The sequence below is a fragment of the Peterkaempfera podocarpi genome (genome assembly GCF_042466665.1).
Classification (GTDB): Bacteria; Actinomycetota; Actinomycetes; order Streptomycetales; family Streptomycetaceae; genus Peterkaempfera; species Peterkaempfera podocarpi.
In genome coordinates this window covers 6,838,064-6,850,820 of sequence record NZ_CP162102.1, presented here as the reverse complement: position 1 = coordinate 6,850,820, position 12,757 = coordinate 6,838,064, and the positions used below count along the sequence as shown (strand labels likewise).

The 12,757-nt window shown below is 74.7% G+C and carries 7 protein-coding genes; 3 read left to right on the top strand and 4 right to left on the bottom strand.

Features of this window, described 5'->3' with window-relative positions:
* The first annotated feature begins 80 nt into the window (after positions 1–80).
* The gene (locus AB0761_RS30160; RefSeq protein ID WP_377272303.1) at positions 81–2,117 is read left to right on the top strand and encodes a S9 family peptidase; all 2,037 of its coding nucleotides are present in this window, start codon (positions 81–83) and stop codon (positions 2,115–2,117) included.
* An 80-nt stretch (positions 2,118–2,197) separates the two neighbouring features.
* Here AB0761_RS30160 and AB0761_RS30155 read toward each other — a convergent pair whose 3' ends face one another.
* Positions 2,198–5,056: a DUF6493 family protein gene (locus tag AB0761_RS30155; RefSeq protein ID WP_377272302.1), complete on the bottom strand. Its 2,859-nt coding sequence runs from the start codon at positions 5,054–5,056 to the stop codon at positions 2,198–2,200.
* 318 nt (positions 5,057–5,374) lie between these two features.
* A complete protein-coding gene (locus AB0761_RS30150) occupies positions 5,375–6,742 on the bottom strand; it encodes an SWIM zinc finger family protein (protein ID WP_377272301.1) in 1,368 nt (455 codons plus the stop codon).
* A gap of 262 nt (positions 6,743–7,004) precedes the next feature.
* Between AB0761_RS30150 and AB0761_RS30145 the strand changes: the two genes are divergently transcribed.
* The gene (locus tag AB0761_RS30145) at positions 7,005–8,534 is read left to right on the top strand and encodes a helix-turn-helix domain-containing protein (protein ID WP_377272300.1); all 1,530 of its coding nucleotides are present in this window, start codon (positions 7,005–7,007) and stop codon (positions 8,532–8,534) included.
* 233 nt (positions 8,535–8,767) lie between these two features.
* On the opposite strand, the gene AB0761_RS30140 is transcribed toward AB0761_RS30145, so the two are convergent.
* Together AB0761_RS30140 and AB0761_RS30135 are read right to left on the bottom strand one after the other, a co-directional pair.
* On the bottom strand, positions 8,768–10,348 hold the full coding sequence (locus AB0761_RS30140) for a ricin-type beta-trefoil lectin domain protein (protein ID WP_377272299.1): 1,581 nt from the start codon (positions 10,346–10,348) through the stop codon (positions 8,768–8,770).
* Between the two features lie 238 nt (positions 10,349–10,586).
* Entirely contained in the window at positions 10,587–11,528 is a 942-nt protein-coding gene (locus tag AB0761_RS30135; RefSeq protein ID WP_377272298.1) for a DMT family transporter, read from the bottom strand.
* 311 nt (positions 11,529–11,839) lie between these two features.
* Here AB0761_RS30135 and AB0761_RS30130 point away from each other — a divergent pair, with 311 nt between their 5' ends.
* The gene (locus tag AB0761_RS30130) at positions 11,840–12,754 is read left to right on the top strand and encodes an acyl-CoA thioesterase (RefSeq protein ID WP_377272297.1); all 915 of its coding nucleotides are present in this window, start codon (positions 11,840–11,842) and stop codon (positions 12,752–12,754) included.
* The last annotated feature ends 3 nt before the right edge of the window (positions 12,755–12,757 follow it).

Here is a 12,757-nt window from a genome sequence, read left to right as displayed (position 1 = left end):
ACCCGATTTCGCCCCCGGCTGACGCCCAGCCGCCCAGGCGCTCTGGCGCCGAACGGGTACGGCACAGCAGGATCGGATCCATGTCCGACACCACTCCATTCCATGACCTGGCCGCTTTCACCGCGCTGCCCCGGGTCTCCTCCCTGGCGCTCTCCCCGGACGGGACCCGTCTGGTGACGGCCGTTCAGGAGCTGGCCTCCGACGGCACCCGCTACATCGGGGCACTCTGGGAGGCGGACCCGGCCGGCCTGCGCCCCGCACGGCGGCTCACCCGCTCCGACCGCGGCGAGTCCGCCCCGCGGTTCCTGCCCGACGGCACCCTGCTCTTCCTCTCCTCCCGGCCCGCGGCGGACCCCGGCGAGGGCGAGGAGGACCGCAAGGAGGCCGCCCTCTGGGCGCTGCCGGCCGGCGGCGGAGAGGCCTCGCAGCTGCTGACCCGGGGCGGCGGCGTCCAGGGGTACTCGGTGGCCGCCGCGTCCGACCGGATCGCCGTGGTCGCCGGGCTGCTGCCGGGCGCAGAGGACGCCGAGCGGGACGCCGAACTGCGCAAGTCCCGCGAGAAGGCCAAGGTGACCGCGGTACTGCACGAGTCCGCCCTGGTCCGCCACTGGGACCATGACCTGGGACCGGACATCCCCCATCTGTTCACCGTGGCCGACCCCGCGGGCGACCCCGCCGCACAGGTGGACTGCGGTGCGGAGGGCGTCCTCGGGATCCTCGGCAGCGCCCTCTCCCCCGACGGCACACTGGTCGCCTACTCCGTCTACACCGGCACCCTGCCGGACGAGCTGCGCTCGGTGATCGTGGTGGCCGACGCCGCCACCGGCAAGCGGCTGCGCACCGTGGAGGCGCCCGATGCGGAGTTCTCCTCCCCCGCCTTCACCCCCGACGGCGGTGCGCTGGTCTGCATCCGCGAGCGCCGGTCCAGCTGGGAGGCGTCCGTCACCAGCACCCTCTGGCTGGTCGACGCCACCGACAGCCAGGACGCCGGACGCGATCTGCTGCCCGGTTTCGACGGCTGGCCCACCGCCGCGGTGGTCTCCCCGGTGCTGGACCAGGACGGCTCCGCGGTGGTCTTCTTCACCGCGGACGAGACCGGTCGGGCCCCCGTCTTCCGAGTGACCACCGGTGGTGGGGAGGTCGTGCGGCTGACCGCCGAAGGCGCCTACACCGATGTGGTGTCCGCTCCCGACGGCGCCACCCTCTACGCACTGCGGTCCGCGGTCGACAGCCCGCCCACCCCCGTCCGGCTGGATGCCGCGGCCCCCGACCAGCAGGCCGTCCCGCTGCCCTGCCCCGGGAACGTGGGCGAGCTCCCCGGCACGCTCACCGAGGTCACCGCCACCGCCGAGGACGGCACCGCACTGCGCTCCTGGCTGGTGCTCCCCCGCGGTGCCTCCGCCGACACCCCCGCCCCGCTGGTGCTCTGGGTGCACGGCGGCCCGCAGTCCAGCTGGAACGCCTGGACCTGGCGCTGGAACCCCTGGGTGGCGGCCGCCGCCGGCTATGCGGTGCTGCTGCCGGACCCGGCACTCTCCACCGGCTACGGGCAGCAGATGCACGACCGCGGCTGGGGGGACTGGGGCGGCGCCCCGTACCGTGACGTGCTGGCGCTCACCGACGCGGCGCTGGAGCGCGACGACCTGGACGCCGGGCGCACCGCGATGATGGGCGGTTCCTTCGGCGGCTACATGGCCAACTGGATCGCCACCCAGACCGACCGCTTCAAGGCGATCGTCACCCACGCCTCGCTGTGGAACCTGCCGACCTTCTCCGGCACCACCGACTTCCCGGCGTACTGGATGCGGCACCACGGCGACCCGTTGCAGCGCACCGAGCGCTACCAGCGCTACTCGCCCCATCTGCGGGCCGCCGACATCACCACGCCGATGCTGGTCATCCACGGCGACAAGGACTACCGGGTGCCGATCGCGGAGGGCCTGTCGCTCTGGAACGACCTGGCCCGCTTCGGTGTCCCGGCGAAGTTCCTGTACTTCCCGGACGAGGGCCACTGGATCCTCAAGCCCAACAACAGCCGGCTCTGGTACGCCACCGTGCTCAACTTCCTTGCGCACCACGTGCTCGGCGAGGAGTGGCGCCGACCCGAGCTGGTCTGACCGCACCTCCCGTCGGGGGGCTGTTCCGGCTCGGGCCGGAACAGCCCCCGCGGGCGTACCCGCCGCGGACCGGTGTTCTCTCAGTCGGCACCGAGGACGTCCCGCAGCAGCCGAGCCTCCTTCACCAATCGGGACGAGCCGCCGCGAGCCGCCACCGCGGACACCTGCGACAGGGCTCCGCGGGCCCGGCTGCGGCGGGCGCAGTCCCCCGCGACGGCCAGCAGATCCGCCGCGCCGCGCACCGGTTCCCCGGTGAGCAGCCCGGGCAGCAGCGCGGCCAGCACCGACCAGACGGTGCCCTGGGCGCCGGTGCGCGCGGCGTCACCGAGCGCGGCCGACAGCCGGTTGGTCTTGACCGCGCCCAGGGACACCAGCTCGGCCAGCTGCCCGCCGAGCAGTGCGCCGTCGAGGTCGCCGCGTGCCGCCAGCACCAGCAGGGCGTCGATCGCTGCGGCACGGTCCTCGGGGAAGCGGGCTCCCAGCCCGTAGGCGACACCGAGGTGCAGCGCCTCACCGGCCGTACCGTCCGCCTCGGCGAGCCGGGGCAGCAGGCCGGCCGCGCCCCGCTCGTCCTGGTCCGCGGCGGCCGCGAAGCGGCGCTGGCAGCGGACGGCGACGATCTCCCGGTGGTGCGGGAGGACAGCGCTCCAGTGGGCCGTGGTGTCCTGCGACCACTGGTCGATGCCCCCTTGGCCGCCCAACGGGCCGGTGGGCCGCAGCAGCGCCGCGAGCGGCGGGGCGAGCGGACCCGGGGCCGCGGCCTCGGATGCCTCCAGCAGGATGCGGCGGGCCGACAGCCGCAGCTCCCAGGCGCTCTGCCCGCTCTCCGGGCGGGGCGCGCGGGTCACCCTGGGATGGGCGGGTCCGCCGCTGCGCAGCCAGTGGGCCAGGCGTCGGCCGTGGGCGGATCCGAGGGCTTCGGCGGCGTCGGCCGTCCCGGGCCGGGCCGGCGGGGTCAGCCGCAGCAGCGCCTGGGAGAAGTCGACCTCGCCGGGGGTGGCTCCGGCGTCCTCGTAGGCCCGGAGGCGGCCGACCAGCGATGCGGGGTCCAGCGCGCCGGTGGCGACGGTGGGCGTGGCCAGCAGGCCCGGGGGCGGTGTATCGACGATCTGCCATGCCGCCTCGATGAGGCGGGCGGCCATGACGGCACCGAAGGCGGTGTGGCGGGCGCCGAACACCGAGGCCCTGCCGAGGTGGGCGTGGCGGATGTGGGAGACGGGGATCCGGTCGAGGACCGCCATGGCCACAAAGACGATGTCCGACGGGTTGCAGGACCACCAGTGGCCGCGGTCGTGCCAGTCGCGGTCGACCACCACGGGTTCCAGCGCGGCGGCCAGCGCGGGCCGGTCGCGGTGTGCATGACGGACCAGGCCGTCCAGTGCCCGTTCGAAGGCCGGCATGTCGGCGCGAGCGGCCAGGTCGGCGCGGGTGGCCAGGATCGCGGCGACCTCCTCGGCGACCTCCTCGGGGGTTGCGAGCGGGGGCGCCAGCGGCTGCGGCACGGGGACGGGCGGCAGCAGCTCGCCGGGCTCGTCGGCGGGCGGCCCGACCGGCGTGAAGCCGAAGAGCTCGGCGGCGCGGGCCTGGTGCCGGTGGTCGAGGCCCTCGGCGGCGGCACGCAGCTCGGGCAGCACTCCCTCGCCTGCGCCCCGGATATGACGCGCTATCAGATTGAGGGCGCGCTCCTGGATCGCGGTGTCCTCGTGGCCGAGCGCATCGGCGGCCGCGAGCACCACCGCTGCCGCCTGGCCGGGGTCGCGGCGGGCGGCCCGGTCCAGCCAGGAGAGCTGGGCGCGGACCAGCTTCTTCTCACTGCGAAAGAGCACCGCCCGGGAGGCCTCGGCCAACTGCTCGGCGTCGATCCGGCCCGCGTCGTCCAGCGCGACCAGGACCTGCTGGGCATGTCCGGCGACCGTGGAGTGGGCGTCGGGGAGCAGCCGCAGATAGGTCGGCACACGGTCCGCCTGCTCCTCCGGGGTGGGCGCGAGCGCCTCCAGCACATTCAGGAAACTGCGCATCTCCCCCGGGCGTCCGCCGCGCAGCAGTCGGGCGAGGCAGCGGTCGACAAGATCCACCCGGTCCAGCACGCCCTCCTCGGCGAGCCGCGCCAGGGCCCCCGGCCAGGTGTCGTCGGCATGGTCGCGCCGCCACGGTGAATCGAGGACGGAGCCGATGTCTGCCGTCTCGAAGAGCCGGGGTGCCAGGACGGGCAGCCAACTGTCCGCCCGCAACCGCTCCAGCAGCGTGGCACCGGACGGCAGGGCGATCTGCCAGGTCTCCCCGGTCAGATCGGGTCGAAGACGCTTCCAGGTACGGTCCTGGGCCCAGCGCGCCACCCACGGATCGGAGGTCGGAACGGGGCTGCCGGTGATCCGCAGCAGATACTCCACCAGCGGATACTCACCCCAGCCCCACGCGGACTCACGGCGGCCGGCGAGCCGCTGGGCCACTGTCTGCTGCCATGCCGGGTCGTACGCGGCGAAGACCCTGACGATCGCGGTGAAGTCGGACTCCGCAAGGCCGTCCCGGACAGCGCTGCCGATCCACTGGGCTGCCGCCACGGCCCCGGTGTTGCAGCCCATGCCGGCCAGCAGCAGCGCCACCCTCTGCCGCCGGGCGTCGTCGCTCCACTCGCCCCGGAGCTCCTTGCGGATCTCCTTGAGCCGCGGCAGGCAGGCGCGGCGGGCGGCCGGATCCAGCTCTGGCAGCACGTCCAGCACTTCATCGGCCCGACCCTCCCGGACAGCGGCCACCAGACGCATCCCAGGGGTGCCCACCGGTCCGGCATCCTCCGGAGCCGTTGCGGTGCCACGCGGAACCATCCTGGCCAGGGCCCCGGCCATCCGGGAGCGCAGCCCGCCGGCGGGGTGCTCACTGCGGGAGGCGGGTGAGGAGGCGGGGGCGGGGGCGGTCTGCGCGGCGGCGTCGGTGGTGGACATGGGAGCCTGCCTTGCTGCTCGTCGGGAGCGGTCGGTCGATGACGGTCGATGACGGGGAAGGGCGGGGCCGCGGCGCCCGGTCGGTGCCGGCACGGCGGAGCGGTGGCGTCGGCGTTCGCCTTGGCGGGCACCCGGGCGGCGGTGGGGCCGGGAAGCGGCGCGCCTCGGTCAGCGCAACTCACCTCGGCGGAGGTGCGTGCACACGCGCAGCACGGCCCCTCTTCCGGCGCCCGCGCCGCCCGGGTGCGCCACCGGCTGCGGCGGGCCCGGGGCCGCCGGGCCCATGGTGGGACGGTGCCGGTCAGGCAGCGGTGCCGGTCAGGCAGCGGTGCGGCGCAGGATGCGGACGGCGAGGGCGTGTTTGCAGGGACCGCGTCCGCCCCGGTACTTGGCCCACCAGAGGCAGGTGCAGCTGAGCCGCCCGTCGGCGGAGCGGACCCGGTGGTGATGGTCGTCCACGGTGACGGTGGCCAGGGTGGCATCGTCGAGCCGCACGGCACCCGCGGCCAGCAGGGCCCGCGCTGCACGCAGCCGGGGGTTGTGGCGCTCGGCCCGGCCGGCGTCATAGGGGAGTTCTCGGTGGAAGTGGGCGGCCTCGGCGGTGTCGTAGCCGATCCGGCCCGCCGTACCCAGGCGGGTGAGCGCGGCCCGCACCCGCTCGGGGGTCAGTCCGCACTGTGCGGCGAGGTCCGCCACCTCGACCCTGGGCTCCCAGGCGAGCAGCGCGGAGACCAGCTCGGCGTCCTCGGCCGCTTCGCCGGTCGCCAGGGCGTCCAGGACCGCCCCCTCCCCGGAGAAGCCGCGTGAGGCGTCGGGGGAGAGGGTGAGGGTCAGTCGCATACCGGGCAGTTCGACCTCCCAGGCGGAGGCCGCAGGTGCGCCGGAGGCGGTCACCGGGGGCCCGTACACCCGCAGTGCCACCGCATGGCGCAGCACCCGCTGCAGGGCGACCAGCCGCTCGGGTCCCGGCAGGCAGACCGCACCGGGCACCGGCCGGGTGGTCGGCCGGAGCGTACGCCCGGCGGGCAGCACCCACTGCGCGCCGCCGGAGGCGCCGCGACCGCCGCCGCGGGGCAGCGCACGCAGGAAGCGCACGGCCTCGGCGGCGGGGATCTCGGCCCGCAGGTCGAAGCCGGCAGCGATGACCTGGGTCTCGGCGAAACCGCGCAGCCAGCGGTCGGGCAGCGGCACCTTCTTCTCCACCACCGGCCCGTCGAAGGTGGTGACGGTGAGGTCGTCCGGACCGACCCTGAGGTGGAGCGGGTCGGCGGACCCGATGCGGGCGAGCGCCTCGCGCAGCGGGTTGTTGACGTCCACATTGGTGGTGCCGTGGCCGATGCCGTCTCCGTCCAGACCCGCGGAGAGCACATCGAGCCGTGCGTAGACACCGCAGCAGCCGGAGAAGGACTCGAACCGCAGCCGGTCGCCGTTGCCGGTGACCACCGGATCCAGGGAGGACGGCAGCAGCCGCTGGTAGTAGCGGGCGGCCGCGACGTCGGCCACCGCGAGCAGGGCCGCGGCGGCGGCCTCGGGATGGGTGAGGAAGCCGTCGAAGAAGCGCGGGTGGGCGGCGAGGCCCGCGGGGGTGGCCCCGCCGGAGGTCTCCAGGGCCAGGCTGCTCCCCCCGGGGTCGCTGCGGACAGCGGACGGGCGGAGATAGGCGTACGCCTGTACGGCTTGCGTCATGGACAGGAACATAGGCGGCCCCACTGACAGCCCGTCGGCCCGCGGTGCCGCCCGGACGCGGTCCCGGCGGCGGGAGGCCTGAATTCCCTTGTGCCGGGACCGCGTCGACCACGTTCGGGGGAAGCGCGGCCACCACCGAGCCTCGCATCCTGCCCACGGCGTGTGCCAGGGGTCCCGGCGAAGCGCCACCCCTGTTTCGCCACCCCGGCGCGGGCAGCAAGCCCGCCGCGTCCCCATCTCAGATGTGAGATACGGTTCTCGTGTGACAGATGACTACCTCGCTCGCATCGGCAGGCTCATCCGGGACGCTCGCAAGCACCGGGGCTGGACGCAAATGCAACTGGCGGAGGCCCTGGCCACCAGTCAGAGTGCGGTCAACCGCATCGAACGCGGCGGCCAGAACATCAGCCTTGAGATGATCGCCCGCATCGGTGAGGCCCTGGACAGCGAGATCGTCTCCCTGGGATACGCGGGCCCGATGCATCTGCGGGTGGTGGGCGGCCGCCGCCTCTCCGGCAGCATCGACGTCAAGACCAGCAAGAACGCCTGTGTCGCCCTGCTGTGCGCCGCACTGCTCAACTCGGGCCGGACCACCCTGCGCCGGGTGGCCCGGATCGAGGAGGTCTACCGGATCCTGGAGGTGCTGGCCAGCATCGGGGTCCGCACCCGCTGGATCAACGGCGGCCGGGACCTGGAGATCGACCCCCCGGAGCAGCTGCGGCTGGCCGAGATGGACACCGATGCCGCCCGCCGCACCCGCAGCGTGATCATGTTCCTGGGCCCGCTGATGCACCGCGCCGACCGCTTCCGCATCCCGTACGCGGGCGGCTGCGACCTGGGCACCCGCACCGTGCAGCCGCATGTCAGCGCGCTGCGCCACTTCGGCCTGGAGATCACCGCGACCGGCGGCATCTACCACGCCGAGGTCGACCGTAGCGTGGCCCCGCAGCGCCCCATCGTGCTGACCGAGCGCGGCGACACCGTGACCGAGAACGCCCTGCTGGCGGCGGCCCGCCACGACGGTGTGACGGTGATCCGCAATGCCAGCTCCAACTACATGGTGCAGGACCTCTGCTTCTTCCTGGAGGAACTGGGCGTCAAGGTGGAGGGCATCGGCTCCACCACCCTCACCGTGCACGGAATGCCGCAGATCGACCGGGATGTCGACTACTGGCCGTCCGAGGACCCGGTGGAGGCGATGAGCCTGCTGGCCGCCGCGGTGGTGACCTCCTCCGAGCTGACGATCCGCCGGGTGCCGATCGAGTTCCTGGAGATCGAGCTGGCGGTGCTGGAGGAGATGGGCCTGGACCACGAGCGGGGCCACGAGTACACCGCCGACAACGGCCGTACCCGGCTGATGGATCTGACGGTGCGCCCGTCGAAACTGCGCTCCCCCATCGACAAGATCCACCCGATGCCCTTCCCCGGGCTCAACATCGACAATGTGCCGTTCTTCGCCGCCATCGCGGCCTCGGCCCAGGGCTCGACGCTGATCCACGACTGGGTCTACGACAACCGGGCCATCTACCTCACCGAGCTGACCCGGCTCGGCGCCGCCGTCAAGCTGCTGGACCCGCACCGGGTGCTGGTCGAGGGCCCGACCCGGTGGCGCGCGGCGGAGATGATGTGCCCGCCCGCGCTGCGGCCCGCGGTGGTGGTGCTGCTGGCGATGATGGCGGCGGAGGGCACCTCGGTGCTGCGCAACGTCTATGTCATCAACCGCGGTTACGAGGAACTGGCCGAGCGGCTCAACTCGGTCGGCGCCCAGATCGAGATCTTCCGCGACATCTGAGGCGCGCACCGGCCGCGTCCCGGCCCTCCCCGCCGACCCGGCGGCGGGGAGCCGGTGGGGCCGCCCGGCTCCAGGCGGAGCCGCAGGGAGTCGCCGACGTCGTGATCGCGGGCCGGCTCGGCGACGCCGCCGGCCGCAGAAAGGTCATGCTGGGCACCGCCGTGGTGACCGGGCCGTCGCACCCGCCTGAGCGCGAGGCGGCCCGCCGGGCGCCGGGCCTCGTCCGTACGGCGTCAGCGCTGCGACGGCCGCACCCGTCCGTCTGCGGCCGCCCTCGCCGGGGCGTCCGCCACCGCGGTGCCCGGGCGCGCCAGCCAGCGCTGCTCCGCGGCGCCGGTACGCACCTTGAGCACCGCCCCGGATCCGTCGGCCCGGGTGAGCGGGGTCAGGGCGAGGGTGGGGGCGATCCGCGGCACCAGCAGGCCCTGCACGGTCAGTTCGTAGCGCAGCCGGCCGTCCTCCCCCGCGACGGGGCAGGGGCCCAGTCCGGCTCCCAGCGACGGGTCCCCTCGCGAGTCCAGGCAGAGCCGCGGGTCGCCCAGGTTGCGCAGCAGCGCGTCGGCACCGTAGGCCCACTGCTGGGTCGCCGAGCCGTTGCAGCGGACGACGACCACATCAGCGCCGGCCTGGGCGGAGCCGCCGCGGACGTCCAGGCAGCCGCCGGTGGCGGCGTTGCGCAGTTCGGTGCGGAAGGTCCCGGGGGCGGGTTCGGGGAGCAGGGTGCCGGCCGGGGCGGTGGAGGCGGCCCGGGTGGGCGGGGCACCCGTGGCGGTGAGTCCGCTGGTGGCACTCACGGTGCCACCGCGCGGGTCGGCGCCCGCCCCGGTGACCCGCAGCGTGGCGGCGACCACCACGGCGGCGGCGAGGCCGATCAGCACCGCCGCCACTCCGCCGCGGCCGCCGCGTCCGGCGGGGCCCGGACGGCGGCGGGGCGCCCTGGCGGTGCCATGGTGCGGCCGAACCCCCGCCCCTGCCGCTGCCGCTGCCGCGGCAGGGACCGGGGCCGGGGTGGGCAGCGGCTCGGGTTCCGCCGGGCGGCCGGGGGTGAAGCAGCGGACGCCCGGGTCCCCCAGCAGGTCGCGGACCAGCGCGGCCGGCCACTGCGGGCCGTGCACGGAGAGCCGGTCGGCGGCCGAGCGGCAGTCCTCGCAGGCGGCGAGGTGGCTTCGCAGGTCCTCGGAGCGCAGGGCGCCGGGGGTACGGGTGGCGACGTCCAGCAGTCCGCTGTAGCGGCGGCACTGCTCGTCCCTGAGGGTGCCGGTGTGGGTACGCAGGCATCGTTCCCGGAACAGTTCGCGCGCCCAGGTGAGCTGCGCCTGTGCCTCGCCGGGCTCGATGCCCAGCAGCAGGGCGGTGCCTGCGGGCTGCTCCCGCTGGACCACGCAGTGCCAGAGCAGGCCCCGAGCGGTCTCCGGGACGGCACGGAAGGCGTGCAGCGCCAGGGGACGTGGCCGCTCGGCGGGCGGCTGTCCGGCGTCGGCGGCCAGCTCCGCGACGCGGCCTGCGGTACGCCACTGCTCGGCCAACCTCCCGGCCAGGAGCAGCAGTTCGGGCCGCCAGGCAGCGCCGGGGCCGGTCCCGCAGCGGGCCTGGTGCAGGGCCCGGGCGAAGGCCGCCGCCGCCAGCCGCCCTGCGGCGGCGGGGGTGGCGGTGCACTCCAGGGCGTAGCCGAAGACCGCCTCCCAGTGCCGGGCGATCAGCTCCTCGGCGGCCCGGACCGGATCGTCGTCCGGTCCGTTGCGGCGCACCGCCCTGGCCAGGGCCTGGTCGGAGAGGTCTGCCGGGTCGGCTGGTGCGGGGGGAAGGTCGGTCACCGGAGCCTGGACCTCGCAGGGGTGGGGTGTGTCGGGGTGCGGGTGCCCGGTGGCGGCCCTGCCGGGGCCCGCCCGGGCTGCCGGGAGTCGGGGACTCCCGGCAGCCCGGGGGCCACACATTACAGTCGGTCGGACAGCGCACAGGTGGAAATGTCGTGGACTCATCAGAAACGGTCAGTGTCCGGACACTTCACGCCTCGGCTTCCCGCCCAGCCGGTCGCCGATCAGGCGGCCGCGGTCACTCCTGACCCCTCCTCGGCCCAGCCCCCTCCGCCCTGGCCAGTACCACGACCCCGGCCAGCAGCAGCGCGGTGCCGGCCGCAGCCGCCGCGGTCAGCCGCTCCCCGAAGGCGGACACCGCCAGCAACAGCGCCGCCAGCGGCTCCAGCATCATCAGTACCGACACCGTGGTCGCCCGCACCACCGTGGCGGCGGCGAAGAAGAGTCCGTACGCGAGCGCCGAGGGCACCGCGCCCAGATAGCCGAGCAGCAGCAGCGACCGCTCCAGATGGCCGCCGACGGGCAGCAGCCCGCCGCCCGAGCAGGCCGGGAGCAGCAGTACCGCCCCGATGACGAAGCCGGCCAGTGCCGTGTCGTACGGTTCCGCGGCTCCGGCGCCGCGCCGGTACTGGCCCAGCAGATTGACGCAGGCACAGCCGGCCGCCGAGACCAGTGCGGCAAGCAGGCCGAGCAGCGGGGAGCCGCCCTGGCCGGTCCCGTCGCCCGAGGTGCCGAAGGCGAGCAGCAGCAGCCCGGCGACGGCCAGGGCCACGGTGCCGGAGCCGGCCCGGCCGAGCCTCTCGCCCAGCAGCAACCGGGCGCCGACGGCGGTGAGCACCGGCACGGTGCCCATGGTGACCGCGGTTCCGACGGCCAGTCCGGCCAGGTCGACGGCGGCCAGATAGGCGGTCTGGAAGACCGCCATGCACAGTCCGACCAGGAGGTGCCGGGGCTGCAGCACCCGGCGGACCGCACAGCGGCCGAGGCCCAGCAGCGGCCGGGCGGCCAGCAGCAGCACGGCCCCGAGGGCGAACCGCCAGAACGAGACGGCCAGTGGGCCGAGGCCGCTGATGTGGTGCAGCGCGGTGGCCGCGGCCCCGGCGGTGCCCCATGCGGTGGCGGCGACGGTGGCGTAGAGGAGGCCCCGCCCGACGGGCAGGGTGGTGCGCGTGTGCGCCATGTGATGGTCTCCGGAAAGGTGATGGACGCCTGCCTGCATGTCCGGGATGGCGGGCAGCGGCCATCGGCCCGGCTGGGATGCGGCAGCGCCGATCACACCGGGGCGGGGACGCGGAGCGTCCGGTGCAGCCCGCCTAGCGGGCCGGCGGGGGGAGTACGAGGAGAGCCATGGACGTCACCCTAACAACCCTCGACAACCCTCCGGCGCGCCACCGATGAGAACAGGTTGCAGTCGGTCTGCGGTCCCACTCGCCTACTCATCAGTAACAGAGGTCACATCGAACCCACGACCGGTTCTGCGACGATGTCGACGTGACAGACGTGACCGAGCAGTCGGCGGAGACCGGGGCTGCCGGGGGTTCGTTCCCGGAGCTGCTGCGCCTCGACGAGATAGACAAGAACCTGTTCCGCGGCAGCTGCCATGCCGGGGCCCCGCTGCGGGCGTTCGGCGGCCAGGTCGCCGCGCAGGCCCTCACCTCCGCCGGGCGGACGGTCGGGGCGGACCGGGCGGTGCACTCGCTGCACGGGTACTTCATCCGGCCCGGCGATCCCCGGCGGCCCATCGTCTACGAGGTGGAGCGGGTGCGCGACGGCCGCTCCTACACCACCCGCCGGGTCCTGGCCGTGCAGCGCGGGGAGGCCATCTTCACCCTCTCCGCCTCCTTCAAGGAGCCGGAGGCCGGCGCCGAGCGCCAGCGCAGCGCACCCGTGGTGACCCCTCCCGACGAACTGCCCGACCCCTATGTCGCCTGGGCCGCGTCGGACCCCGAGGGATATGCGCAGTCCGCGGCGGCACGGACCCTGCAGATGCGCTTCGTACCGGCCGGCTCCCCGGGCCTGCCGCCCGAACTGCCCGGCATGCCGCAGCAGTTCGTCTGGCTGCGGTCGGCGACCCCGCTGCCCGAGGACGACGCACTGCTGCACGTCTGCGCACTCACCTACCTCTCCGACCTGACCCTGGCCTCCACCACCGCGATGCACCTCCAGTCGCCGCGGTTCCGGCGTCAGGAGCCGCCCCGGCTGACGCTGGCGTCGCTGGACCACGCGATGTGGTTCCACCGGCCGTTCCGCGCCGACGAGTGGCTGCTGTTCGCCCAGCGCAGCCCGTCCTCCTCCGACGGCCGCGGGCTGGCCATCGGTGAGTTCTACGACACCCGCGGCACCCTGGTGGCCTCGGCGGTGCAGGAGGCGCTGGTGCGGGAGCGCCGCACGCCGCCCGAGGGATGAGAT